General features: G+C 36.9%; 24 protein-coding genes. 7 read left to right on the forward strand and 17 right to left on the reverse strand.

What is annotated here, in order from left to right:
- Positions 1 to 28: 28 nt before the first annotated feature.
- Positions 29 to 649, reverse strand: coding sequence for a M949_RS01915 family surface polysaccharide biosynthesis protein (locus D0817_RS03515; protein ID WP_127337020.1), 621 nt, complete (start codon positions 647 to 649; stop codon positions 29 to 31).
- Between the two features lie 217 nt (positions 650 to 866).
- On the opposite strand from D0817_RS03515, the gene D0817_RS03520 reads away from it, so the two are divergent.
- Positions 867 to 3,152: a GH92 family glycosyl hydrolase gene (locus D0817_RS03520; RefSeq protein ID WP_438590670.1), complete on the forward strand. Its 2,286-nt coding sequence runs from the start codon at positions 867 to 869 to the stop codon at positions 3,150 to 3,152.
- A 276-nt stretch (positions 3,153 to 3,428) separates the two neighbouring features.
- Positions 3,429 to 3,872, forward strand: coding sequence for a hypothetical protein (locus D0817_RS03525; RefSeq protein WP_127337022.1), 444 nt, complete (start codon positions 3,429 to 3,431; stop codon positions 3,870 to 3,872).
- A gap of 163 nt (positions 3,873 to 4,035) precedes the next feature.
- Here the strand turns inward: D0817_RS03525 and D0817_RS03530 are convergent, their stop codons facing one another.
- The 15 genes from D0817_RS03530 to D0817_RS03600 form a co-directional block, all read right to left on the reverse strand.
- Positions 4,036 to 5,892 (reverse strand): M61 family metallopeptidase, encoded by a 1,857-nt coding sequence (locus D0817_RS03530; RefSeq protein WP_127337023.1) that lies wholly within the window; start codon positions 5,890 to 5,892, stop codon positions 4,036 to 4,038.
- Positions 5,893 to 6,002: 110 nt separating this feature from the next.
- Complete coding sequence (locus D0817_RS03535; RefSeq protein ID WP_047775685.1) at positions 6,003 to 6,281, reverse strand: DUF2805 domain-containing protein; 279 nt, start codon at positions 6,279 to 6,281, stop codon at positions 6,003 to 6,005.
- A gap of 119 nt (positions 6,282 to 6,400) precedes the next feature.
- The gene (locus tag D0817_RS03540; RefSeq protein ID WP_127337024.1) at positions 6,401 to 7,228 is read right to left on the reverse strand and encodes a sterol desaturase family protein; all 828 of its coding nucleotides are present in this window, start codon (positions 7,226 to 7,228) and stop codon (positions 6,401 to 6,403) included.
- Positions 7,229 to 7,416: 188 nt separating this feature from the next.
- Entirely contained in the window at positions 7,417 to 7,656 is a 240-nt protein-coding gene (locus D0817_RS03545; RefSeq protein ID WP_127337025.1) for a GlsB/YeaQ/YmgE family stress response membrane protein, read from the reverse strand.
- A gap of 291 nt (positions 7,657 to 7,947) precedes the next feature.
- Entirely contained in the window at positions 7,948 to 8,682 is a 735-nt protein-coding gene (gene aqpZ, locus D0817_RS03550; protein WP_127337026.1) for an aquaporin Z, read from the reverse strand.
- Between the two features lie 30 nt (positions 8,683 to 8,712).
- Complete coding sequence (locus D0817_RS03555) at positions 8,713 to 9,069, reverse strand: DoxX family protein (protein ID WP_127337027.1); 357 nt, start codon at positions 9,067 to 9,069, stop codon at positions 8,713 to 8,715.
- An 87-nt stretch (positions 9,070 to 9,156) separates the two neighbouring features.
- A complete protein-coding gene (locus D0817_RS03560; protein WP_127337028.1) occupies positions 9,157 to 10,053 on the reverse strand; it encodes an EamA family transporter in 897 nt (298 codons plus the stop codon).
- Between the two features lie 347 nt (positions 10,054 to 10,400).
- The gene (locus tag D0817_RS03565) at positions 10,401 to 11,543 is read right to left on the reverse strand and encodes a peptidylprolyl isomerase (protein WP_127337029.1); all 1,143 of its coding nucleotides are present in this window, start codon (positions 11,541 to 11,543) and stop codon (positions 10,401 to 10,403) included.
- A 27-nt stretch (positions 11,544 to 11,570) separates the two neighbouring features.
- Positions 11,571 to 12,647: a peptidylprolyl isomerase gene (locus D0817_RS03570; RefSeq protein ID WP_127337030.1), complete on the reverse strand. Its 1,077-nt coding sequence runs from the start codon at positions 12,645 to 12,647 to the stop codon at positions 11,571 to 11,573.
- A gap of 15 nt (positions 12,648 to 12,662) precedes the next feature.
- Complete coding sequence (gene gldI / locus D0817_RS03575) at positions 12,663 to 13,319, reverse strand: gliding motility-associated peptidyl-prolyl isomerase GldI (protein WP_127337031.1); 657 nt, start codon at positions 13,317 to 13,319, stop codon at positions 12,663 to 12,665.
- A gap of 6 nt (positions 13,320 to 13,325) precedes the next feature.
- The gene (locus D0817_RS03580) at positions 13,326 to 14,330 is read right to left on the reverse strand and encodes a DHH family phosphoesterase (RefSeq protein ID WP_127337032.1); all 1,005 of its coding nucleotides are present in this window, start codon (positions 14,328 to 14,330) and stop codon (positions 13,326 to 13,328) included.
- A 139-nt stretch (positions 14,331 to 14,469) separates the two neighbouring features.
- On the reverse strand, positions 14,470 to 15,714 hold the full coding sequence (locus D0817_RS03585; RefSeq protein ID WP_127337033.1) for a chloride channel protein: 1,245 nt from the start codon (positions 15,712 to 15,714) through the stop codon (positions 14,470 to 14,472).
- Positions 15,715 to 16,176: 462 nt separating this feature from the next.
- Positions 16,177 to 16,560 (reverse strand): RidA family protein, encoded by a 384-nt coding sequence (locus D0817_RS03590; RefSeq protein ID WP_127337034.1) that lies wholly within the window; start codon positions 16,558 to 16,560, stop codon positions 16,177 to 16,179.
- A 161-nt stretch (positions 16,561 to 16,721) separates the two neighbouring features.
- Positions 16,722 to 17,030 carry a chaperone modulator CbpM gene (locus D0817_RS03595; protein WP_127337035.1) on the reverse strand — a complete coding sequence of 103 codons (309 nt, stop codon included), beginning with the start codon at positions 17,028 to 17,030 and terminating at the stop codon, positions 16,722 to 16,724.
- Entirely contained in the window at positions 17,023 to 17,943 is a 921-nt protein-coding gene (locus D0817_RS03600) for a DnaJ C-terminal domain-containing protein (protein WP_127337036.1), read from the reverse strand. Before D0817_RS03600 ends, D0817_RS03595 begins: the two co-directional genes overlap by 8 nt.
- Before the next feature lie 273 nt (positions 17,944 to 18,216).
- Between D0817_RS03600 and D0817_RS03605 the strand changes: the two genes are divergently transcribed.
- Entirely contained in the window at positions 18,217 to 18,924 is a 708-nt protein-coding gene (locus D0817_RS03605; RefSeq protein WP_127337037.1) for a hypothetical protein, read from the forward strand.
- Positions 18,925 to 19,021: 97 nt separating this feature from the next.
- On the opposite strand, the gene D0817_RS03610 is transcribed toward D0817_RS03605, so the two are convergent.
- On the reverse strand, positions 19,022 to 19,549 hold the full coding sequence (locus D0817_RS03610; protein WP_127337038.1) for a hypothetical protein: 528 nt from the start codon (positions 19,547 to 19,549) through the stop codon (positions 19,022 to 19,024).
- Between the two features lie 320 nt (positions 19,550 to 19,869).
- Between D0817_RS03610 and D0817_RS03615 the strand changes: the two genes are divergently transcribed.
- The 4 genes from D0817_RS03615 (at position 19,870) to D0817_RS03630 (ending at position 24,811) form a co-directional block, all read left to right on the forward strand.
- The gene (locus tag D0817_RS03615; RefSeq protein ID WP_127337039.1) at positions 19,870 to 20,454 is read left to right on the forward strand and encodes a hypothetical protein; all 585 of its coding nucleotides are present in this window, start codon (positions 19,870 to 19,872) and stop codon (positions 20,452 to 20,454) included.
- 108 nt (positions 20,455 to 20,562) lie between these two features.
- On the forward strand, positions 20,563 to 21,123 hold the full coding sequence (locus tag D0817_RS03620) for a thioredoxin family protein (protein WP_127337040.1): 561 nt from the start codon (positions 20,563 to 20,565) through the stop codon (positions 21,121 to 21,123).
- Between the two features lie 184 nt (positions 21,124 to 21,307).
- The gene (gene guaA, locus D0817_RS03625; protein ID WP_127337041.1) at positions 21,308 to 22,837 is read left to right on the forward strand and encodes a glutamine-hydrolyzing GMP synthase; all 1,530 of its coding nucleotides are present in this window, start codon (positions 21,308 to 21,310) and stop codon (positions 22,835 to 22,837) included.
- Between the two features lie 63 nt (positions 22,838 to 22,900).
- Positions 22,901 to 24,811 (forward strand): muramidase family protein, encoded by a 1,911-nt coding sequence (locus tag D0817_RS03630; protein ID WP_127337042.1) that lies wholly within the window; start codon positions 22,901 to 22,903, stop codon positions 24,809 to 24,811.
- Positions 24,812 to 24,885: the final 74 nt, after the last annotated feature.

Raw genomic sequence — 24,885 nt, forward strand, 5'->3', positions numbered from 1 at the left:
GCAATTTTAAAAATTGGAATTTAAAAACCTATCCGTCTTTCAAAAGTAAATCCTGCTCTTTTCGTAGTTTTATAACCAATTGATCTATATAGGTTTTTATTTTCTGAGGCAGTAATTTCCAGTTGGCATCTTTCTTAAAACTTCTGCCCAAATCAAGTTCAGATTCCACTGCACGTATGGCGTACTTTTTATCCTTATAAACCGTAATAATTTTAACGCGTTTGATGTACTCGTTTTCATCCCTTGTTCCATACACAATTACAGGATCAATGTAACCGTCTCCGTCCAGGTCTTTGACAGAGCAGTATTTCGTCCAGAACCAAATATTTGTTTCTGCTTCTTCATTATCCACTAAATCGTTAATCGTCCATCGCTCCCGAAAACCACCGTGATCATTCATCGCGCAAATGGCCTGAATTTTAGTGTTTAAAGTGTCTTTTTTCGAAACAATCTTTCTGTTTTCGAATAGAACCAATTCACAAACACCGCTTTTGTCCTGAAACTCGTAGGCCCTGTAAATAGGAAAATCACTTAAGCCATTAACTTCTCTTTGAATGATCTGCTCTTTGTTTAATATGAAACTGTCTGTTTTTTGCGAGAAAGCGAAAGTAGAAATCGAAAGAAATAAAACTAAAATATAATTTTTCATGAATGAAATTGTCTTTTAACAAATCAAAGATATTTAAAAGTAATGGAGATTGAAGCGTATTTATATTTTTTAAAAGACATAATTTATTGTAATTTTCAAACCTGAAGATTGTATTAAATCGTTTTAGTAAGATATTGATCTTACTAAATTTAAATTTAAAATAAAAATAATGAATATGGTGAACAGTAAAAGTTTCCTTTTCGGATCATTAATCGTAATGTTTGGTGGTCTGACTACAATCCACGCGCAGAAAAAAGCCAATACACTTAAGGATTTAATTCAGTACGTCGATCCCATGATCGGTACGGCAAAAATGGGGCATACCTATCCTGGAGCAACCGTTCCGTTTGGAAGTGTACAATTAAGTCCTGAAACCGATACCATCGCGTACGGCTTAAACGGCAAATACAATGGTGAGGTTTATAAATATTGTGCAGGATACCAATATGAAGACAAAACCATCGTCGGTTTCAGTCACACGCATTTCAGCGGGACGGGCCATTCGGATCTGGGTGATTTTTTAATTATGCCAACCACCGGAAAATTACAACTGAATCCCGGAACCGCAGCAAAACCGCTATCCGGATATCGATCCGCATTTTCCCATGCAACAGAAAAGGCAGCGCCGGCGTATTATAGTGTTTTGCTGGAAGATCACAACATCAAAGCGGAACTGACGGCTACAACGCGCGTTGGAATGCATCAATATACTTTTCCGAAGTCAGACGAAGCCCATATTATCCTGGACTTAACTTCGGGGATTTATAACTATGATAAAAAGAATGTCTGGACTTTTGTCCGTGTAGAAAACGATACTTTAATTACCGGATACCGCCAGACCAACGGCTGGGCGAGAACCAGAACGGTTTATTTTGCGATGTCTTTCAGTAAACCCATTAAAAGTTACGGACAGGCGGCTTTGGAAAAAAGTGTTTACAGAGGCTTTTGGGGCAGATTTGATCAAACGAAAAACTTTCCGGAAATGGCAGGTCAAAACCTGAAATTGTTCTTTGATTTCAATACAGATGAAGGCGAGAAGATCAAAATAAAAATGGCCCTGTCTCCGGTAAGTTCTGCCGGAGCGCTTGAAAATATGAAAAAAGAAATTCCGGACTGGGATTTTGAACGTGTTAAAAAACAAAGTCAGGAAGTCTGGAATAAAGAATTGAATAAAATTCAGATCGAAACACTTCAGAAAGAAGACCTGGTGAACTTTTATACGGCCATGTATCACGCCTTTTTAGGTCCGACAGAATATATGGACCTCGACGGAAACTATAAAGGGCTGGATATGAATGTTCACAAAGCCGAAAACTTTAAAAACTATACCAGCTATTCGTTATGGGATACGTACAGGGCTTTGCATCCTTTATTTAATATTGTTCAGCCGAGCCGAAATTCAGATATGATTAGTTCGATGTTGGCGCATTCGAATCAGAGTGTACATAAAATGCTGCCGATCTGGTCGCATTATGCCAATGAAAACTGGTGTATGATCGGATATCATTCCGTTTCTGTAGTGGCCGATGCGATTGTAAAAGGAAATGGAGATTTTGACCGGGAAAAAGCGCTACAGGCGTGTGTGAATACTGCCAAAGTGGGATATTACGATGGTCTGGACTATTATATGAAAATGGGTTATGTTCCGGAAGACAAAAACGGGGCATCGGTTTCCAAAACCTTAGAATATGCTTATGATGACTGGGCGATTGCTCAGGCTGCCAAAAAATTAGGGAAAACTGAAATTTACAATGAATTCATAGAAAGATCTAAAAACTATAAAAACGTGTATGATGCCAAAACAGGTTTCATGCGTCCGAAATTAAACGACGGAACGTTTAAGAAAGAATTTGATCCGTTAGACACGCACGGGCAGGGTTTTATTGAAGGAAATTCGTGGAATTACAGCTTGTATGTACCGCAGGATCCAGCAGAAATGATTAAAATGATGGGTGGAAATGACAAATTCAATGTAAGACTCGATTCGTTGTTCAACATGCATCTTCCGGATAAATATTTCGAAAACACCGAAGATATCACCAGAGACGGAATCATCGGAAACTACGTTCATGGCAATGAGCCTTCACACCATGTCGTGTATTTATACAACTGGACCAATTCGCCGTGGAAGGCACAGGATAAGATCCGAATGATCCTGAAGAAAATGTACCGAAACGGAGCCGACGGTTTAGGCGGTAATGACGATTTCGGACAAATGAGTGCCTGGTACATTTTCAGCAGTTTAGGTTTTTACCCGGTAGCTCCGGGCTCTGACGAATATGCTTTGGGAAGCCCGCTGGTTAAAAATGCAATCTTTAACTTAGAGAACGGCAAAAATTTCGAAGTGGAGACGGTAAATCAATCGGATAAGAATGTGTTTGTGAGTAAAGTGCTTCTAAATGGAAAACAGCTAGACAAACCTTTCCTGAAACATTCAGATGTATTAAATGGTGGTAAAATCACTTTTTATATGAGTGCTAAACCGAATAAAAAGAAATATTAGGTTGCGCCAGCTAAACCTGACAGGTTTTTAAAACCTGTCAGGTTTCTGGATACAGAAGCTTCGACTCCGCTCAGCCTGACAGATTATTTTACTTCACTCAGTTTGATGTCACCCTGAGCGAAGTCGAAGGCTTTTGAAAAGGGTAGGGCTTCAACTTCGCTCAGCCTGATAAAATTCGTGAAAATTTGTGTAATTCGTGGCAAACAAAAAGATTAAACATAACAGAGTTTCCAAAAACTTCACGAAATTTGCACTTCAAATAAAATGACAATCCATATGAAAATAAATCTAAAATCGGGAATTGATAAATTGCTTTTCGGAATGAAGCAAAATGATGTAACAGCTGCTTTGGGAAAACCGGATAAAAATTATACAGACGAAGACGATAATGTTATTTTCGTATACAATGCCCAAAAAATCAGACTGACATTTTATCAGGAAGAAGAGCTGAAATTAGGGTATTTGGTAGCTTCCAGTAATGATTTGGAAGTTTTCGGATACAAACTGATCGGAAGAAAAATTGCGGATGTAAAAAAAGATCTGGCAACAAAAGGAATCACAAAGTACAATCAGGAGACTTTTGATACGTTCGAGAATTATTTCAACGAAGACAACTGGTTTATTCTTCAGACGGAATTCGATGAAGTGGTAAAGTTTGAAATCGGAGCGATAATCAATGACAAAGATGAATTTGACTGGAAGTTCCCGGTTAAGAAATAATATTACTGTCAGACTGAGCGAAGTCGAAGTCGCGCAAAGTGATTCGGCTTACGGGGACTTCGACTTCGCTCAGTCAGACGACAAGAAAACATTGTAAAAAAATACAAGACATAAAAAAAACCGACAATCACTTGTCGGTTTTTTTATGTTTGAGATTAAAAGATTATCCTTTTAACCATGCATTTCTAAGTTTGTCTTTTGAAGCATCAGTACCTTTAAAAGTTTCTGTTTCTTCAGATGGTAATTTTATGGTTCCTTTTATAGTCTGCGCTGCACCGGCACGTTTGATTTCCAGTGTGATCGGATCGTTTTCTTTCCAGTTTTCACTTTCCGTGATTAAATCATAGATATTGGTTAAAGAATAGGGTTTGCTATTGACAGATACAATGATGTCACCGCCTTTTAAGTTTAAATTCCTGAAAAACTCATTTTGCTCAATATCAGGACGAACTATGATTTCTTTGGTTTGTTTATCAATACTGATATAAGGTGTTTGTCCTTTTAGGAAAACAGGTCCTGCTTTTTTCTCCATTGATTTTGTTACCCCCACTTTAGCCAAATAAACATCGTAAGGAATTGGAGTGGTTCCCTGTACATAGGTTTTCAAAAATTCTCCCACTTCAGGATATGTCAGTTGTGTGATTTTAGCAAAAAGCTCATTGTCATTGAATGGTTTTTCGATACCATATTCATTAGACAATTTGTGCATTAAGTCCAGAATACCTCTTTCTCCGTTGCTTTTTTCTCTGATGATAATATCGATACACATTCCGATTAAAGCACCTTTTTGGTATACGTTTAAGTATTGGTCTTTATAAGGCTGCTCTAAAACATTGGCACTCATTACTGTAAAGGACATCGTATCGTTCAGGCTTTTTGACTGTTGGATTTTATCTGCAATACGCGTATAGAATTCCGCTTCAGTAATTAATCCCTGATTGATTTGGAAAAGATTGGCAAAATATTCTGTCACCCCTTCGTACATCCATAAATGCTCAGACATTTTTGGCGCATTGTAATCGAAATACTGAATTTCTTTGGAGTGAACGGTCAACGGTGTCACAATATGGAAAAACTCATGAGAAACGACGTCTTTCATAGATTCTACCAGTTTTTCTTTAGGCATAGACTCCGGTAACACAACCGTTGTAGCTGTTGGGTGCTCCAAAGCTCCGAAACCGTGTGCATCGTCTTTGGCCATGCTTGACAAATACAACAAAACAGTATATTTTTTAGTGGCGTTTACCTTTCCTAAAAAGTTTTTCTGAGCGGTCATCATTGTTTTCATTTCCGGAGTGATGCTTTCTGCCGTAAATTTTCCTGTTGGAGAATAAACCGCAATCAGGATATCCATTCCGTTTACATTAAAAGTCGTGTAATCCGGTTTAGAATACATAATTGGATTTTCGACCAAAAGAGCATAACGTGGCGTTGTAAAAACATCGCTTGTTTTACTTGCATCCTCGTCTGTCATTGAAGTCGCTCCCCAAAGTGTTTCAGGATGCGTAATAGTCACTTTGTAAGGTACATCTAGTTTGTCCTGAAAATAACCTACAAAACCGTGTGTGTTTACCATGAAGTTAACTCCTGCGTTAATGTTGGTTCCTGCAGGCGAGAAAACGTCATCATTACCAAATCCTGTTCCTTTTTCAGTGTCAAAGGTATCCCCAACCAGGTAGGTTACTTTTTGTAATGTTTTTGCATTTGAAATCGACCATGAATTATCGTCAATTCTTTTAACGGCCAATTCAGTTCCCTTGGCATCATACGCTTTAAAATCGCCTGAGTATTTACCGTAGTTATCGGTAGAGTAGGTTCCCGGTACTGTTTTTGGAATGCTGTATGTTATTTCATCTGTTTTGATTTCCGGTGCTGTAACTGTTACCAGAACTTTATCGTCTTTTACGTCAGTAAGATTAATGTTAACATCTACAGTATTTTTTTTCGCAGCTCCGGCAGAACCGGTTTTACAACTCCACAATGTTACTGCGAGCGCTAACGTGTAAATTATTTTTTTCATTTGCTTGAGTTTAGTTATTCGTGTTTGACTTACAAAACGTAAAATTGTTACAGAATTGTTATAAAACTTATAAAAATAAAAAAAAAACTCCTGAATTCCAGGAGCTTTTTTTAGTCTAGTTTATTCTTTATATAATATTTTCCATCCAAATCTTCATCAAAATCATCAATTTTAACGGGTTTCGGTTTCGGTTTATTTGCTAAGGCCTTCTTTTTCCACATCTCGAATTTTTCAAGAGGCATCTTCTTCTTCAGGATTTCCAGTACTTCTTTTTCTGCCAATCCAAATTCTTTTTTTATAATTTCAAATGGATTCTTTTCTTCCAAGGCTAACGAAACAAGTTTTTCCGTTTGTTCCCAATTCAATTCTTTGCGGTTACTCTTTTTCATCACGTGAAAATTAATTCAAAAATAGGGTTAATGATTAGTAGATTGATTTTCAATTTATATATCAATATTAATAAAAAAAATAATTAGTTGGTTCGATCAATGCTGTTTTTTTTATGATTTTAACTGTTTTTTGCAGATCTTGATTTTTGAAAGGGAATATGAAGTAATTTTTTTAATTTGTTATTTTCCTCCGGCAGCATATGAGTGTCTACGCCATAGATTAAATCTTCTTTCGGTAAGGTTGTAAAAGTTCCGAAAAGGCGGTCCCAAATCGAAAAGATATTGCCATAATTACTGTCTGTATAAGGCAGGACATAATGATGGTGTACCTTATGCATATTGGGGGAAACGATAAAATAGCTCAAAACTTTATCCAGCCTGACAGGCATCGAAATATTGGCGTGATTGAACTGCGAGGCCACGACTGAAAGGGACTGGTACAAAAACACCATCCACATCGGACTTCCGACTAGTAGGACTCCAAAAGCAGTAAATAAAAAACGGATCACACTTTCGCCCGGATGATGCCTGTTGGCCGTTGTGGTATCGATCCAGGTATCGGTATGGTGAATAAGATGAAAACGCCATAGCACCTTCACTTTATGTTGGGTAAGATGTGCTAAATAGGCGCCAATTAGATCTAAGAGCAACAATCCGGTAATCGTATACAGCCAGATTGGGATTTCGGGCAGCCAGTTTAAAATTCCAAAATGATTTTGAGTGGTCCATGCGGCTGTTCTGATTAAAATAAAGGCCAGTATGAAATTGACAATAATGGTCGTAAAGGTGAAAAAGAAATTGATACCCGCATGATTCCACTTTTTGTATTGCATCTGAAACAGCGGAAAGGTATTTTCAATTAACCAAAAAATAGTGATGCCTCCCACCAGAATTAAACTTCTGTGTGAGGAAGGAATCGTACTAAAGTATGCAATTATTTCATTCATAACAGTGGAGAGTATAATGTCAAATTTAAGTAATTTAATGAAATAATAATATAGATTTTAATAGATATATGTTTGTTTAATAGATCCTTAGCTTTGTTGTGTTTAAAAAAAAAAGAGAAAAGTAAAAATGGGACTTTACTTTTCTCTTTATACTGCATCATATCATCGTAATTATGATTTATTAATATTTACCTTTTGATCAGGCTGATAATAAACAACAAAACCCATGCACCTCCGGCGGCTATAATAATCTGCGAAAGCAATCCGCCTCCGCCAATACCGAGTCTGGCAGCCAGCCATCCTCCGAAGATTCCGCCAATAATACCCACAACAATGTTACCCAGAAGGCCAAACCCTGCGCCTTTCCATAATTGACCGGCTAACCAGCCTGAAATTGCTCCGATAAGTAAGAAATATAAAAACTCCATAATTTATGTTTTAAGGGTTATGTAATAGTTGATTTGATTATTTGTGCTTTTCGGAATGATACCGACAGCGATATTACCAGGAAGGCCCGAAACCGCCGCCTGAGATTGCTTCTATAAGTAAGAAATAAAACTCCATAGTTTACTGTTTTAAGGGTTATGTAATAGTTGATTTGATTATTTGTGCTTTTCGGAATGATACCAAAGGCGATATTACCAGGAAGGCCCGAAACCGCCGCCTGAGATTGCTTCTATAAGTAAGAAATAAAACTCCATAGTTTACTGTTTTAAGGGTTATGTAATAGTTGATTTGTTTATTTGTGCTTCTTCAGAATGCTTTTGTAACAGGTTTTTATAGATAAAACCACCCAGGAGGGCACCTGAAACAGGAGCGGCCCAAAACAGCCAAACCTGAGATAAGGGGCCGCCGCCCACAAAAAGCGCCTGAGAAAGCGATCTGGCAGGATTTACGGAAGTGTTGGTAATCGGAATACTAATCAAGTGAATAACAGTTAAGGTAAGACCGATGACAATTCCGCAAAAATTACTGTTGGCAAATTTGTCTGTCGCCCCCATGATTATAAGGATAAAAAATAAAGTCAGTACAAATTCGGCTATAAAAGCAGCTTGTAAAGAATATCCATCAGGAGAAAATGCGCCAAATCCGTTTGAGGCAAAAGCCCCCGCTTTGGTACTGTCAATGGCAAAGCCGGCTTTTCCGGATGCTATGGTATAAAGTGTTCCTGCTGCGGCTATGGCTCCCACACATTGTGCTATGATATAGGGAATAAGATCTTTGGCAGGGAATTTACCTCCGGCCCAAAGGCCTAAGGAAACGGCAGGATTAAGATGCCCTCCGGAGATATGTCCGACTGCATACGCCATTGCCAGTACGGTCAGTCCAAATGCGAGTGCGACACCTGCAAATCCAATCCCCAATTCTGGAAATCCGGCAGCAAAAATGGCGCTTCCGCAGCCTCCAAAAACCAGCCAGTACGTTCCGAAGAACTCGGCAAATAATTTTTTCATGATAAAATAATTTTAATTAATAGTTGATTGTTAAAGGGTGTATTGGTATGCCCATAAAATCAATACAATCTGTAAGGGCAAACGTATTAATAAAATAAATTTCACGATAGAATAACTTCCTTTTTTCTTTTGAAACATATACAGATTAGCAGGAAAAACAGCCACTAGCAGGGCTATGATTCCCCAGGCTGCATAAGGCGTAGCAACAGGAAGCGTGAGCAGTATGCCCAGAATAATTTCGGCAGCTCCGCTTAAAAGATTTAATAACTTGGGATTTGGAAAAAAGGGGGGAATGATCCTGATGTACATTCCCGGATTTTTAAAATGATTGATTCCGGCAATTATATAAAGAAAAGCCATTACGTACAAATGCCAGGGTAGATTCATGGTAAATATTGTTTTACCACGAATTTATAAAAAAATTAACAAATATTATATTATTAAGTTCATCTTTTTAGAACTATACAATATAAGTTACTTTTTACGCTTAAAATTTACGTTCATTATAATGATTGCCAGAATGATCAGCAGAATACCGACCCATTGAAGGAAAATTACTTTTTCATCCAATAAAACATACGCCATCATTACCGAAACAGGAAGTTCCAGTGCTGAAACAATGCTTCCCAAACCAATTCCTGTGAGCGGAAAACCAATATTCATCAGCATCGGTGGTATGATAGTTCCGAAAAGGGATAATACAATTCCCCATTTCAGGAAAATAGCCAGATTGAAAGGAGTCACCTGAGTGAAAAAAGCAAAAGTAAATACAATCACTGCCCCGCCCAAAAGCATGTACAGGCTGCGTTGTGCCGATGAAATTTCGGTGGCTACACGATTGGCGGTAAACATGGTAGTAGTAAAAGAAGCCGCCGCCATAATGCCCCATACAAGGCCTCTCCAGTCCAGGGCGATATCGTTATGAATAATGTTGGTAGCCAGAACAGTTCCAATCAGTACAATACATACCGCGAAAACCTTTTGTTTCGACGGTAATTTTTTTTCTAAAATCATTTCCAGTAAAACACCCATCCAGACGGTCTGCATCAATAATACAATACCAATGGAAACGGGAATGAATTTTACAGCTAGATAATAGAATAAACTCGTCATTCCCAATGAAGTACCGGCCAGCATCAGGCTGAAAATATTTTTGGGTGTAGCCTTTACTACGTTGTCTTTGTGTTTTATTTTCTGAAAGGTATTGATCAGCAAAATACCAATAATTCCAAGTATAAATTGAGAGGTTGTTACTTCGGCAGTTGTATATCCTTCTGAATACGCCATTTTTACAAAAGTGGCTAACATTCCGTAAGTTGTAGCTCCTAAAGCAACAAAAAATACTCCTTTTAATACATTATTTTGTGACATCCTAACTCTTTTGTTTTAAAAATTCAAGCCGGCAAAGGTAAGGTATTTTGTTTAGGATTTGGTATAAAATCTGTAAAAACCTTGTAGTAGTGATAATGTGAAGGTGTGATTTGAGGTTTAAATTATTGATTTGGCAGAAAATGGCTGTTTTTTTTGACCGCAAGGAACGCAAGTAAATTAATAATGATTATTGGCAAATGGGGAGAAGTTCGCAAAGCTTTGTGGTTGTGAGGATGGAGTTTCCTTTGTGATTAAAATATAAAACAAAACGACAGCCACAGCAATAAAAAACCATCAAAAAATAAATTCTGATGGTTTAGTTTATACTGAAAAGCAATCCGAAGAAATTACTTTACAGGCTGAGCGTTATACGTTTCGATTTCGAAAACCAAAGTAGCGTTTGGCGGAATTACACCTCCTGCACCTTTTTCTCCGTACGCTAAAGGTGCGGGAAGAAAGAATATGGCTTTTTCGCCATCGGTCATCATGTCAAGGGCTTCAATGAAACCAGGAATCATTCCGTCTTTTTTACCTACTACAAAAGGAAAAGCCTGATATCCTTTTTGGGCATCTCTGTTGGCATCGTATTTACCATACGCTTTTGCTACATTGGCAATGCTGCTGTCAAAAAGATTTCCATCTTCGAAATAACCGGCATAGTGAAAGTAAATGTTAGATCCTTCCGGTAATTTTACACCGGATCCTTTTTGTGTAATTGTGTATTTTAAGCCTGAAGCCGTTGTAGTGGCAGTGGCTTTAGTAGCGGCAAAATAAGCGGCTTTCTCTGTTACTACTTTTTGGTTTTCCGCTTTTTTAGCTTCTCCTTTTTTGGCATCATCAATGATTACTTTTACAGCATCAAATTTCTTTGCTGCCGCACCTTTGCGGGTGATCGTAATTTTTGTCATGATATCATCCTGAACTATTTTATTTACCACGTCCATTCCTGAAACAACATGGCCAAAAATAGTATGTTTTCCGTTTAACCACGGTGTATCTTTATGTGTGATGAAAAACTGACTTCCGTTTGTAGCCGGACCTGAATTGGCCATGGCCAGAACACCGCCTTTTTCGAATTTTAATTCCGGTACGAATTCATCTTTAAAAGAATAACCCGGACCTCCTGAACCGTTTCCGTCAGGATCACCACCCTGTATCATAAAGTCATTGATCACTCTGTGAAATTTCAGTCCGTCATAAAATGGTTTTCCTTTCAGTTTCTCCACTTTTACATTCGGATTTTTACCTTCTGCCAAAGAGATAAAGTTAGCCACCGTTACAGGAGCTTTTACATATTCCAATGATAAAACGATATCGCCTTTAGTCGTAGAAATGGTTGCAAAAATCCCTTCTGCCGGATTTACAGTTTTAGTAACTGCTTTGGCTGTTGTTGTTTTTCCGGCCGTTTTTTTTGCAGTGGTTTTCTTTGTCGTTTGTGCCTGAATATTTACTACTGCAAGGCAGAATAAGAATAGAAATTTAAATTTCATTGCGTTTCGAATTTAAGTCTATATTAATTATTGTGGTTTCTCTAATAATTGGATTTCGAAAATGATATTCGCGTTTGGCGGAATAACTCCTCCGGCACCTGTTTGTCCATATGCTAAATGCGATGGAATGAAAAGAACCGCTTTGTCACCAAAAGAAAGTTTTTCGATTCCTTCAATAAATCCCGGGATCATACCGTCTTTGCGACCTGCCTGAAAAGGAAGTGGCTGGTAGGCTTTAGCCTCAGCTCTTGCCTGGTCGAATTTCCCGTAGGTTTTAGCAACATCTTCAATACTCGTATCAAATAAAGTTCCGTCTTCCAGGAATCCTGCATAATGAATGTATATTTGAGTTCCCGTTGCCGGTTTTTTGCCTGCACCTTTTTCAGTAATAACATATTCTAAACCAGTACTTGTTTTGGTCGCTTTTGGTTTTAAGGAAGCGTAGTAAGCTACTTTATCTTTTTGAACTCCTGCAAATTTTCCTTTTTCTTTTGCGATTTCAGAAAAATAGTCGTGAAATACTTTTACAGCATCAAACTTTTTAGCGGCTTCACCATTTCTGATAATCGTTACTGCGACAATGTTATCACCTTGTACCACTTTATTGACCACTTCCATTCCTTTATCAACTACATGACCGAAAATAGTATGTTTGCCGTCTAACCAGGGTGTTTCAACATGAGTAATGAAAAACTGGCTGCTGTTTGTTCCGGGACCGTTATTGGCCATCGCTAATACACCGCCTTTATCAAATCTTAAATCACTGATTTCATCTTTAAATTTATATCCGGTGTCACCAGAACCTGTTCCTAACGGATCACCGCTCTGAATCATAAAATCTTCAATAACTCTGTGGAATTTTAGTCCGTTGTAGAAAGGCTTGTTTTTAAGATCTTCCTTCGTTACAAATTCATTTTTACCTTCAGCCAGTGTTACAAAATTGGCCACGGTAACAGGTGCTTTTTTATAATCCAGTTCTACAATAATACTTCCTTTGTTTGTTTCAATTTCAGCGTACAAACCATCCGGAAGGTCACTGTGTTTGTCTTTACAGGAATAAAACGAGGTAGCGGCTAATAGTAATATTAAAATACTCTTTTTCATTTTTTAAATGTTGTTTTATGGGTTTACAGTGTCTTTTTTAGTTTGAACTTCCGGCTTTGCAGCTGCAGGTTTTGTAGCTGCCGGTTTTGGCGTTTGTGTTCCCGGAACGGTTGTCGCAGGTGCTTCTTCAGGAACAAAATTACGAAGGGTAACTGTGCAAATCAGGGATTGATTGGTTCCGATTTTTTTGTTGTCTCCGTGATAGCCATACGCCATGTGGGATGGAAATAAAAAGTTGACAGTTTCGTTTTTGTGCATCAGTTTAATGCCGTCACGTAATCCCATCATGATTTCCTGTTTGTCAACATAATAGGTTTGCGGGCCCAATTCTGATTCGGCATAAATCACTTTGCCTTTTATATCTTTTACTTCTAAATTATAGTAAGCGATATCTCCTCTTTTTGGTTTTAAAGTATCAGCGGTATTTTGTTCTTCATAAGAATACCAGTATCCTTTTCGGGAAGCAAAATACTTTACTTTTGGATTGCTTTTGATGATGTTTTTAATCACATCTTCTTCACTGGCCACTAATTTTTTATTCCGGTCGGCCGATTTTTTCATGAAACTGCCCGAAGCTCTTGAAATAGGTCTTCTGGCTTCTTCATGCTGTTTGCAGCCAACACATAAAACGGCAAAAAGCAACGCAGAAATGCTTAGTTTTAAGTAGTTCATAGTAGGTTATATTTTTAGTTTAGTTACTAAATCTTCAAACTTTTTAACGGTCTCTTCCATCGAAACTTCCGATCTTCCGCCGGCAGCATTGGTATGTCCTCCACCGTTGAAATGATCTCTTGCAAACTGATTTACATCAAATCCCCCCTGCGAACGAAAGGAAATTTTGATGATTTTCTCGTCTTTATTTTCTATAAAAATAGCCGTAAAATTAATTCCTTTTATGCTTAATCCGTAATTCACAATTCCTTCTGTATCGCCTTTTATGTAATTAAAGGCGTCCAGTTCGCTCTGAGCCAGCGTCGTATAAGTGGTTTTGTGTTCTTCAAATACTTTCATATTCTGTAAAGCACGACCTAATAATTGTAAGCGGCTGTACGAGCTGTTATCAAATAATAAAACCGGAATTTCGGTATTTTCGGCACCTAAATCAATTAGATCAGCCACAATCCGATGCGTATTTCCGGTAGTTTTCGGAAAACGGAAAGAACCTGAATCGGTCAGTATTCCGGTGTAAATACAGGTAGCGATGGTTTTGTCCAAGTCTTCTTTTTTGCCTAAAAACGAAATAAAGTTATAGATCATTTCACAGGTAGAACCAAACGAAGTGTCGGAGTACATATAAGTCGCATAATCATCCGGTTTCTGATGATGATCGATCATTATAAAAGGCGCTTTTAGCTTTGCTAAAGTATGTTCCATTTCACCTGTACGGTGAAAAGCATTAAAATCAAGTGTAAAAACGATTTCAGCTTCTTCTAATATTTTAGTACAGTTTTCGGTATCTTTTTCAAATATTTTTACCGTTTCAGAACCCGGTAACCAGGCTAAGAAATCAGGGAAATCGTTTGGAGCAATCACCGTTGGATGATGATTGTTTTTCAATAAAAAGTGGTATAAAGCCAGTGTAGAACCCATGGCATCACCATCGGGACCTCTATGCGGAATTATAGCGATTTTCTTTGGGGTTGCGAGCAACAATTGGATCGCCTGAATATCTTGTATTTTCATAGTGTGCGAATTTACATTTTTTTAATGTAATGCTGAAAACATTTTCGAGATTAACACACTTTTATAAAGTTAGGAGTTATGAGTTGTGAGTTATGAGTTTTGGGTTATGAGATATAGATTTAGGTTTGGAATTTGGATTTTAAAAATTGGAATTTAATTTTCGATACAATTTATACTTAGCCCCCCTTACAATTTGAGACTTATAAATCCCTACAGGGCCTGAAGAAAAGTAAGCAACGGTACAGGCAATAGCGATAAAAAGTCCGGGTTGAAGTCCGAATAATTCTAATCCCATAATCGTGCAGGCAATAGGAGTGTGGGTGGCGCCCGAAAAAACTGCTACAAAACCCATTCCGGCCAAAAGTGCAATCGGCATGGGCACAACAAGTGATAAGGCACTTCCTAAAGTAGCACCGACAAAGAATAACGGAGTCACTTCACCGCCTTTAAAACCGGCGCCCAATGTAAAACCGGTAAATAAAATTTTAAGTAAAAAATCATACCACGGATTGGCAGTCGAAAAAGAATCGACAATTACCGGAACACCCAATCCGGAAAATTTTGTAAAGCCGAAACCCGCTATGGCGATGGCTAAAAAGATTCCTCCCACAAACGGACGCAGCGGAGGATATTTGATGTATTTTGAAAAAAGAGAACCCCAAAGATGAGTCGTTCTCGAAAATAATAAGGCCGCAAATCCGAATACTATACTAATGATGATGGTATAAGAAAGAGTGGTCAGACTGATTTCAGGAACCTCAGGAATGTTGTAATGCGTGTGTTTAACCTGCCAGAATTCAACCGTGAAATAAGCCGCGTACGCCACCAGAAAAGACAGAAAAATACTTTTTAAGTTGATTTTACTAAAATAGACCACTTCTAAAGCAAAAATGGCACCTGCCAGAGGTGTTCCGAAGACAGAGGCAAAACCTGCGCTGATTCCGAGGATGATTAAAATTTTTCGCTCGGAAATATCGAGTTTAAAAAGCTTGGTGAACTGGTCGGCAATAGCGCCTCCCATTTGTACTGCGGTACCTTCACGACCTGCTGAGCCTCCAAATAAATGCGTAAGTAAAGTTCCCAGCAGCACTAAAGGAGCCATTTTAAAAGGAATTGTTTTTTTGGGACTTTCGTATTCTTCCAACAATAAATTATTGCCTTTTGCGACCGATTCTCCCCAATAGTAATAAGTCAATCCAACCAGTAATCCGCCGAGAGGTAAAAGCCAGATAATCCAGTTATGCTGAATTCTAAAGTGCGTCACCCATTCCAGCGTAACAAGAAAAAAAGCTGAGGCAGATCCGGACAAAATACCAATTAAAAGGCAAATGAAAAACCATTTGACTGTTGTAAAAAGTATTTGTTTTGAGTTTTGAAAGTTCATTAATCAGTTCGGAAAGTTTTTTAGCCACGAATTTCACTAATTTTCACTAATTAAAGTATTATTAATTAAAGAAATTAAATAATATTTTTAATCAGTGGCAAAAAAAATAGCGAAAATTCGTGTGATTAGAGGCAAAAGAAAAAATACTAAGTATTTCAAAAAGTTTTTTTAGCCACGAATTGCACAAATTTTCACGAATTAGAGTATTAATAATTACGAAAAAATGGAATAATCATTTTAATCCTTTAATCAGTGGCAAATAAAATTAGCGAAAATTCGTGTGATTAGTGGCAAAAGAAAAAATACTAAGTATTTCAAAAAGTTTTAGCCACGAATTTCACGAATTTCCACGAATTAGAGTATTAATAATCACGAAAAAAATGGAATAATCATTTTAATCCTTTAATCAGTGGCAAAAAAAATTAGCGAAAATTCGTGTGATTAGAGGCAAAAGAAAGAAACTTACTGCACAACAGCTGTAAATTCAATTTCTACTAAATATTCAGGAGCCACCAGTTTGCTGATTTCATAAAAACCAGTTGTAGGTTTTACATCTTTAAAAAAAGAAGAATGTGCTCGTGCTACGTCTTCAAAAGTCGTAATATCAGTGGTAAAAATTCGGGTTCTGATGACATCTTTCATTCCGACATTCAAATCTTCCAGCACTTTTTCAACACGTTCCAGGATATTAAAGGTTTGAGCATAAGCATCGTTGGCTTTTACCTTATCACCGTCAACAATCGCCACAGTTCCTGAAACTTCAATGATATTGCCAATTCGTACCGCACGGCAATATCCCATTTTGTCCTCCCAGGGAGATCCTGTTAAGATGTTTTCTCTTTTCATTTCTTCTGTTTTATCGAATTTTCTTATTTTTTTAAGTCAAAATCCGGGTTAGTTAATTTTGGTGCAATTTAGAAAATATGCCGTTGATAAAGAGTGTTATTCTCTTGAAATCCCTTCGTAAATGATTCTTTTTTGTGATATTCTGACTCACAGGTTTTCCTTTATTCTTCGATTTGATGCTGTTCGTAAAGTCGAAGTTTATTTTGGGTAGCCGTCAGGTTTTGCTGTAATATTTCAATTTTGTCTAACAGGTTGGCAATAACATCGATACCTTCTAAGTTGATTTTAAGATCATAATGCAGGCGAATCATTTTTTCGACAGAAGGCAGTTGTTCCGGATGTAAATATTCATCTTCTTCCAGAATTATAATTTTTACCAGACCATAATTGTGCAGTTCGGTTATAAAGGTATTTTCAATCTCGTGATAGACACAAAACTGTTTTATTTGAATTAAGTCTTTACTATTCATGATTTCTTAATTTAGCTAATTCTTCGAATAATTCTTTTTCTTTTGCAGACAATTTCGCCGGAATTTTTAAGGTATACGTAATGTACAGATCCCCAAACTGATTGTCTGTTTTATACACCGGAAATCCTTTTCCTTTTAGTTTTACTTTGGTGCCGGGCTGGGTTTCGGCAGGAACTTTTATTTTTACTTTTCCATCAAAAGTATTCACATAGATTTCTCCGCCTAAAATAGCGGTGTATAAATCCAGGTCGGCATTAGCATATAAATTGTTTCCTTCCCGCTTGAATTCAGAATCATTATCGATTAAAAACGTAATGTACAAATCGCCATTTGGTCCGCCATTGGCGCCGGGTGCACCATGATTCGGAATTTTGATAATCTGTCCGTTTTCGACTCCGGCCGGAATGGTAATCCGGATATTTTTACCGTTAACGGTAAGATTTTGTTTGTGCGTAGTGTAAGCAGAGGCGAGATCCAGTTGTAATTCGGCATTGAAATCCTGTCCTCTGTACTTTGCCTGCCCTCTGGAACTTCTTTCTGAAGATCCGTACATGGAATTAAAGAAATCGGAAAAATCACTGCCTGAAAAATCGCCGCCAAAGTCAGTATACCCTTGATTGCCTCCCTGTTGCTGTCTGGAATATTGTTGCTGGTTAGGATCGTATCCTGCTTTTTCGAACTCATCGGCGTGTTTCCAGTCTTTTCCGTATTTATCGTATTTTTTTCGATTTTCAGGATTGCTTAAAACTTCATTGGCCTCGTTTATTTCCTTGAACTTTTTCTCTGCTTCCTTATCATTCGGATTCAGATCGGGATGGTATTTTCTGGCAGCTTTTCGGTAGGCTTTTTTTATTTCGGCTTCAGTGGCAGATTTTGTAATTTCTAATGTTTTATAATAGTCTATATAATCCATTTTGATAGGTTTTTGCTAAATGAAAATTAAAACATTGAAGTTAGGAATAAGTTGCTAATTATCAAAATGCTATATTTTTGAAATAAGGAACTGTAAAAAAAAAATAAAAGCTGGTATTTATTTCTGGCAGGTTTTTTGTTTTCCAAAAATTAGCCTAATATATTGTTATAAAACTCTTAAAGTTGTAGCGCCTGTTTAAATTATGCTATTTTTGTGAAGCTATACTTTAATTCTATAATAATCATAAAAGCTTATTCGATAATACTTTTTTCAATGAAGCACATTTTATTTTTCATATTATTCTTTACTGCTATAACAGTATCAGCCCAAACTGAATTCAGTACCAAATTCAAGAGTATTCCTGCTCCGAAATTTAGTGCAAAACCAAAAAAACTTCCGGAAGTTAAAGATCCTAAGGGAGAAAACTCAGATATTCCAAGTATCAAGACGCCCAATGTCTTTGACAATACCACAATAACCCAAAAATCCAAACTTCAGATAGGAGAGGAGAAAAGCAAATTTACCATGTCAACCGAAACTGATTTTGCTAATCCCGGAGATCGTTATGTGGCCAAAATGGAGAAAGACCTTGATAAGGCGTTGAAAGCGGAAGGGCTCAGAGAAGGCAGGGGAGAATTGGTTAAGAAAAATATCTCTCTGGGTGATTTCAAAACGAAGGCCGGTTTTTTTATAGTGAAATTCCGTGATTTTGGTGCTATCGATGGCGATTTGGTAAAGGTTTCCAACAATGATCAGGTGGTTAAAAGCCAGGTATTGTTAGATTCCGAGTTTCAGGAAGTAAAAATTAATCTGACACCCGGCTTTAATAAACTGGACTTCGAAGCCTTAAATATAGGAGCACTAGGTGGCAATACCGCCGAAATCCGCGTATATGATGACAAAGGCGTATTAATCACAAATGATTACTGGAACAATCTTGCAGCCGGTTTCAAAGCTTCAATTGTAGTGACCAGAGAGTAGTTTTTTTAGTGAGATGCTAAGCTTCTAAGGCCCTAAGTTACTAAGCTTTTTTCTTTTTTTAATGAACTAAAATCTCAGAACCTTTTTTAGAAAAAAATCAAAAAGGATCCGCAGTGACCCTAAACTTCATATCTGCTTTCAGTGTCACATCTTTTGTAAGGGTTTCTTTTAACGTAACTTTTGTCCTGATTTTATATTGATCCGCTTTAATGTACTGATCTAATCGTGCATCTGTACTAATCAGATCAATCGTATTGGCTGTCGAATTGATGTTATCCTGATAGGCCAGTTCTATTTCATCAGAATTAGTTGTTGAGATGTATAAATGAATCGATTTTAAAAACTTAAATCTTTCTCCGTCCGGATCTGTAATGGTTAATTGAAGTGATTTCAGCTTTACATCTTTTACCAGACTTGCTTTTGTATTATTGTTTTTAAATTCAGCGGAGGAGTTTGTCGTCACGTCCGGAGTTAAAATCTCCGAAGGCAAATTAATCGGCGCAGTGCTTTTGATCTGAATGGATGCGGTATTTGAAATGGTAAAAGTCAGTAAATCATCAACAGCATTACAAGAATTTAAGAATAAGAACAGGAAAAGAGAAAGAGCAGTTGATTTGGATTTCATGAGTATAGTTTTTTCTAAATACGATTTTTTGAGGGATTTGGTTTTTGGTGAAGGTACTAAGTTTCTGAGGTGTTATGATTTCACTTTTTTTTATTTCAGAGCTGTAAAAATTTATAAATGCTCTACACAGCTAAAAAACATTTTTTCAGTAATTTATCTGACAAACACAACTTGTTAAATTTTTGTTAACTTTTAAAGTTAATTCTTATAAATTTATTTTTTATGTTAAGATTTGTAGCGGTTAACCAAAAACAAAATAATTATTAATCTGAATAAGTAAAAACGTTAAAAAACAAACTTATTCTCAAAAAAATACCACTATGAGCAAAATAAAATTAGGTTTAGTAACCCTTTTTATCGTGACAATCGCATTTATTTCCTGTTCAAAAGACAGTGATTCCGCTACGAGTATTGATGAAAATTCAATTGCAGGCCGATTAAAATTTTTAAATGCAAATGACAGGATTAGTACCAGTTTAGCAGGAAAAAAAGCAGAAGGAGATATCATCATTGTTCAATGGGACGAATGGGGCAGAGCCAGTAAAAATTGTGGAGGATGGGGACTTTGTAATGCAGAATGGTTTCCTATTGAAGAAGCTCCAATAGATCCGCCAATTATAGAAGTTCCGGAATTAGAAGGAAAATCTTCAAAACAATATTCAGTACCTCAAAATGGAGGTTCTACTATATTAGAGTTTGATGCAAAAACGAATAAACATTATATAGATATTCTTTTAGCTGAAAGTGTTCCGTCAGACATTCCCGGCAGCGCGATCACTTTTAAGATTGATAAGGATTTTAGCTTAAATTTAAAATCTGGTAAAAATCTGGTTTTCCATAGCGGAAATTATACATACGACAAGTCTTTAGGAGATTTTGGAGGTTATAGAATTTACTTAGATTAAGCATAACAGATTCAGGAATAGTTGGTGTTTTTTTTAAAATCATATTCGAAAGAGGATACATTTTAAAATTTTCACCAACTATTTTTTTATAAAAAATACAATGAAACCATGAGAACAGGAATTCTAATTTGTTGTTTAATAATCACTTTTTTTTCTGCAGCACAGGAAAAATGTAATTTAAGTTTTTCTAAAAAAGAGAAAATTTATGCAATAGATATTAAGGATATAAAATGTATTGCAGAAAATTCAGATAAAAAAAACACCTTGTTTTTTACTTTTGGAGTCTGGTGTAAACCTTGTCGGTTACATTTACCAAATGCGATTCAATTTTCTACTGAAAATAATGTAAATTTTTATGTCTTGTTAGTTGAAGCAGAAGAAAATGAAAAAACTAAAGAAGCGATTGATTATCTTAAAGCAATAAAAGACGATATTAAAATCGTCATTCTCAAAGATGAATCGTATGGCGTGAAAAGAAGTGAAAAAAATAAAAAATTTGTCAAAGAAATTACACCAAAAGAATTTGAAAATGTAGATGATTATTCAAAATACATACTGCTTAATAATAAAGGAGAAGTGGTAATAGTGACAAATTGGAAAGATAACAATGGGAATGACTGGAGGGATGACTCAGAAATGATACGAAAAAGAATATTGCCGTTATTGTAAACTGTTTTTCTTTTAAAGGTGCAGTTATACAGGTACTGAGTTTCTAAGGCCCTAAGGAGCTAAGTTTTTTCTTTTTTCAGCAACCAAAATCTCAGAACCTTAGAAACTCAGTACCTTAGAACCTTTTTTAGAAAAAAATCAAAATTCCATTTTTCAAATTCGAATATAAAAAGTATTTTTGCGCATGCAACACAACGTACTTATTTTAGATTTCGGATCGCAATATACACAGCTTATTGCGCGTAGAGTTCGCGAATTAAATATATTCTGCGAAATTTTCCCTTACAATCACTTTCCTAGTGATTTATCACCTTATAAAGCCGTAATATTAGGAGGAAGCCCTTTTTCTGTTCGTGCAGAAGATGCGCCACATCCTGATTTATCTCAAATTCGGGGCAAGCTTCCTATGTTGGCAGTTTGTTACGGAGCACAATATTTAGCACACTTTAGTGGCGGAGAAGTAGCGGCTTCAAACACCAGAGAATACGGCAGGGCTAATTTATCGTATATTAAGGAAGACGAAGTTTTCTTTAACGACGTTTCAGAAAACAGCCAGGTCTGGATGAGCCATAGCGATAGCATCAAAGCGCTTCCAACCAATGCTGTCAAATTAGCAAGCACGCATGACGTAGAATACGCAGCTTATAAAATTGAAGGTGAAACGACTTATGCCATTCAGTATCATCCTGAAGTTTTCCATTCTACAGATGGATCAAAAATGCTTAAAAACTTTTTAGTAGATATTGCTGAAGTTCCTCAAAACTTTACACCAAATGCTTTCGTAGAGGAGATGGTGGGAGAATTGAAAGAGAAATTAGGGAATGATAAAGTGGTTTTAGGATTGTCAGGCGGAGTAGATTCTACCGTAGCGGCAGTTTTATTACACCAGGCTATCGGTAAAAACCTATATTGTATATTTGTAAATAACGGATTGCTTCGTAAAAACGAATTCCAAAATGTACTGGATCAGTACAAAGGAATGGGACTGAACGTCAAAGGAGTAGATGCCGGAGACCGTTTCTTAGGTGAATTGGCTGGAATTAGTGATCCTGAAACCAAACGTAAAACCATCGGACGTGTATTTATCGAAGTTTTTGATGATGAATCACATTTAATAGAAGATGTAAAATGGCTGGCGCAGGGAACTATTTATCCTGACGTAATCGAATCGGTTTCTGTGAAAGGACCATCGGCTACGATTAAATCACACCATAATGTGGGTGGATTGCCGGATTATATGAAATTAAAAATTGTAGAACCGCTTAGAATGTTGTTTAAAGACGAAGTTCGAAGAGTTGGCGCTACTTTAGGAATAGATCCTGAGTTATTAGGAAGACACCCTTTCCCGGGGCCAGGATTATCTATTAGAATTTTGGGGGATATCACTCCTGAGAAAGTTCAGATTCTGCAGGATGTTGACGCCGTTTTTATCGACGGATTAAAATCATGGGGATTATACGACAAAGTTTGGCAGGCAGGAGCAATTCTGCTTCCGGTAAACAGTGTTGGTGTGATGGGCGATGAGCGTACGTACGAAAAAGTAGTAGCGCTTAGAGCTGTTGAATCTACAGACGGTATGACCGCTGACTGGGTTCATTTACCTTATGATTTCTTAATGAAAGTCTCAAACGACATTATCAACAAAGTAAAAGGCGTAAATCGTGTGGTTTACGATATAAGTTCAAAACCACCTGCAACAATTGAATGGGAATAGTACTATTTTTTCAAATTAAGGCGTTACATTTGTAACGCCTTAATTTTTTATAACCTACTATTTATGAGAGAACTTTTAACGATTTCTCTTGTCTTTATTTTGTCTTTTAACAGAATAACTGCGCAAGATTCAATTATTGAACACAAAATTCAAAAAGGAGAAACTGCTTATTTTATTGCCCAGAAATATAAGGTCTCTGTTGAAGAAATTTACAAACTCAACCCCGAATCGCAAAGCGGTATCAAGGACAATCAAATTATTAAGATTCCTGTTCACGCAGCAGAAAAACAAAAATCAAACCAGCAGATTACTCATATTGTTGGTGCCAAAGAAACCCTTTTCGGATTATCGAAACAATACAATGTTTCGGTTGAAGCGCTTCAGAATGCCAACCCCATTCTTGCCGGCGGACTTCAGATCGGCCAGGAATTAAGCATCCCGTCACCTGCTGCAAATATTTCGAAAACTGAAATTACAGCTTCTTCAAAATCAAGCCATCTGGTTGCTGCCAAAGAATCTTTGTTCAGCATTGCCAGACAATATAATGTTTCGGTTCAGGACCTGGAAAACCTAAACAAAGAGCTCCTTCATAACGGATTGCAGATTGGTCAGACCATTTCAATTCCAAATAAAAGAAAAACACTGGACGGACGATTTCGCGTCATCAATCAGGAAACTGTTTTTCACGTGACAGAACCCAAAGAAACGAAATTTTCGATAGCCAAAAAATACGGAATTTCAATAGAGCAGTTAGAATCCCAAAATCCTGAAATCGTAAACGGATTGGTGGTTGGAAACAAACTGGCTATCAATACAAAGGAAATCAAGCCCGCTAATGAAAGTGAAGAACTGATGCTGGCCCTGGCCGAAAAACAAGTGGTGGTTGAAAAAGGAAAAGCGAAAACGGTAGAATTAGAAGACTTAAAAGACCGATTGGTCATTCAGAAAGAAATGAATCAGAAGATTATAAAAATCAATGATTTGAAAGTAAATCTGAATGATATGAACGGTTCCAAAGAAAATTCGGTGGAGAAATTGCGTCTGGTCCTGGAAGCCAATAAAAATGTGCAGGATATTTTAATGGCCAAATTAGATTCGCTGGTCAATACCATGAACAATGATCTGGTTGAATTGAAAAGAATGGATGTGCTGAATGTGGATGAATCCAAACGATTGGAGAAACAATCGTACGAAAGCATCAGCAAAACAAGTGATTTATCTTCACAGCTTAAGAAAGAACTGGCAGAAAACCGAAAAGCGTATGCCGGTTTAATGAACAAGGTAGAACGAATCGCACTCGAGGAAAATCAGGAGTACAAAAAGAAAATCCGTGAAAGCGAAAAAAATAACAACGTCACTTCCTTACAGCAGCGTCTTTCGCTTGACGAAATAAAACGGTACAAAATAGAGCAGGAACAGGGCGACGCGCAAAATCAGTTGTTAATTGCAAAAATTGATTCACTTGATACACAGAAAACCATTGAAATCAAACGCCATATCAGCAAAGCGACCTATTACAGTATGGAAGCCAGAAAATTTGATGATAAAGTGGCTTTAATGAAATTAAAAAAATACCAGGACGAAGCCATTAAGAATCAAAAAACAGATCCGGCGGCCGCTTCAAAATTGGTTTCGCTTGAAGAAATGAAACGGGAACTGAAAGAAAACCCGTTTAAAAACGAAAAGAATGTCAAGATCGAAGTTTATGATAATCTTAAAGAAGTTTCAAACGGCTATTACTTAGTTTTAGGTATATTTACCGATGCGTCACCGAGAGATAAGCTGATTATGAAACTCATTGATTCCGGTGATTTTAACGCTAGTTTTTTCTTTAATATAAACAGCCTTTCGTACTATGTTTACGCTGATAAGTACCAAAATATGGAAGAAGTTTTATATGAATGCAAGAAAAATGAAGAAGATGAGTTATATAAGAACATTATTATTGCCAAGGTTGAAATTGATCTGAGATAATAATCGAAAAAATAACAAGTGGCCTGAATCTTGCTTTGACAAAATGAGTAACTTGTTTTTGAAATAAATTAAAT

Source organism: Flavobacterium cupreum (assembly GCF_003996965.1).
In the GTDB taxonomy this organism is placed as follows: Bacteria; Bacteroidota; Bacteroidia; order Flavobacteriales; family Flavobacteriaceae; genus Flavobacterium; species Flavobacterium cupreum.

Bases quoted from the DNA above. Each gene is read 5' to 3' on its own strand.
- D0817_RS03515 (WP_127337020.1), bottom strand. From the start codon at position 649: ATGAAAAATTATATTTTAGTTTTATTTCTTTCGATTTCTACTTTCGCT.
- D0817_RS03520 (WP_438590670.1), top strand. From the start codon at position 867: ATGTTTGGTGGTCTGACTACAATCCACGCGCAGAAAAAAGCCAATACA.
- D0817_RS03525 (WP_127337022.1), top strand. From the start codon at position 3,429: ATGAAAATAAATCTAAAATCGGGAATTGATAAATTGCTTTTCGGAATG.
- D0817_RS03530 (WP_127337023.1), bottom strand. From the start codon at position 5,892: ATGAAAAAAATAATTTACACGTTAGCGCTCGCAGTAACATTGTGGAGT.
- D0817_RS03535 (WP_047775685.1), bottom strand. From the start codon at position 6,281: ATGAAAAAGAGTAACCGCAAAGAATTGAATTGGGAACAAACGGAAAAA.
- D0817_RS03540 (WP_127337024.1), bottom strand. From the start codon at position 7,228: ATGAATGAAATAATTGCATACTTTAGTACGATTCCTTCCTCACACAGA.
- D0817_RS03545 (WP_127337025.1), bottom strand. From the start codon at position 7,656: ATGGAGTTTTTATATTTCTTACTTATCGGAGCAATTTCAGGCTGGTTA.
- aqpZ (WP_127337026.1), bottom strand. From the start codon at position 8,682: ATGAAAAAATTATTTGCCGAGTTCTTCGGAACGTACTGGCTGGTTTTT.
- D0817_RS03555 (WP_127337027.1), bottom strand. From the start codon at position 9,069: ATGAATCTACCCTGGCATTTGTACGTAATGGCTTTTCTTTATATAATT.
- D0817_RS03560 (WP_127337028.1), bottom strand. From the start codon at position 10,053: ATGTCACAAAATAATGTATTAAAAGGAGTATTTTTTGTTGCTTTAGGA.
- D0817_RS03565 (WP_127337029.1), bottom strand. From the start codon at position 11,543: ATGAAATTTAAATTTCTATTCTTATTCTGCCTTGCAGTAGTAAATATT.
- D0817_RS03570 (WP_127337030.1), bottom strand. From the start codon at position 12,647: ATGAAAAAGAGTATTTTAATATTACTATTAGCCGCTACCTCGTTTTAT.
- gldI (WP_127337031.1), bottom strand. From the start codon at position 13,319: ATGAACTACTTAAAACTAAGCATTTCTGCGTTGCTTTTTGCCGTTTTA.
- D0817_RS03580 (WP_127337032.1), bottom strand. From the start codon at position 14,330: ATGAAAATACAAGATATTCAGGCGATCCAATTGTTGCTCGCAACCCCA.
- D0817_RS03585 (WP_127337033.1), bottom strand. From the start codon at position 15,714: ATGAACTTTCAAAACTCAAAACAAATACTTTTTACAACAGTCAAATGG.
- D0817_RS03590 (WP_127337034.1), bottom strand. From the start codon at position 16,560: ATGAAAAGAGAAAACATCTTAACAGGATCTCCCTGGGAGGACAAAATG.
- D0817_RS03595 (WP_127337035.1), bottom strand. From the start codon at position 17,030: ATGAATAGTAAAGACTTAATTCAAATAAAACAGTTTTGTGTCTATCAC.
- D0817_RS03600 (WP_127337036.1), bottom strand. From the start codon at position 17,943: ATGGATTATATAGACTATTATAAAACATTAGAAATTACAAAATCTGCC.
- D0817_RS03605 (WP_127337037.1), top strand. From the start codon at position 18,217: ATGAAGCACATTTTATTTTTCATATTATTCTTTACTGCTATAACAGTA.
- D0817_RS03610 (WP_127337038.1), bottom strand. From the start codon at position 19,549: ATGAAATCCAAATCAACTGCTCTTTCTCTTTTCCTGTTCTTATTCTTA.
- D0817_RS03615 (WP_127337039.1), top strand. From the start codon at position 19,870: ATGAGCAAAATAAAATTAGGTTTAGTAACCCTTTTTATCGTGACAATC.
- D0817_RS03620 (WP_127337040.1), top strand. From the start codon at position 20,563: ATGAGAACAGGAATTCTAATTTGTTGTTTAATAATCACTTTTTTTTCT.
- guaA (WP_127337041.1), top strand. From the start codon at position 21,308: ATGCAACACAACGTACTTATTTTAGATTTCGGATCGCAATATACACAG.
- D0817_RS03630 (WP_127337042.1), top strand. From the start codon at position 22,901: ATGAGAGAACTTTTAACGATTTCTCTTGTCTTTATTTTGTCTTTTAAC.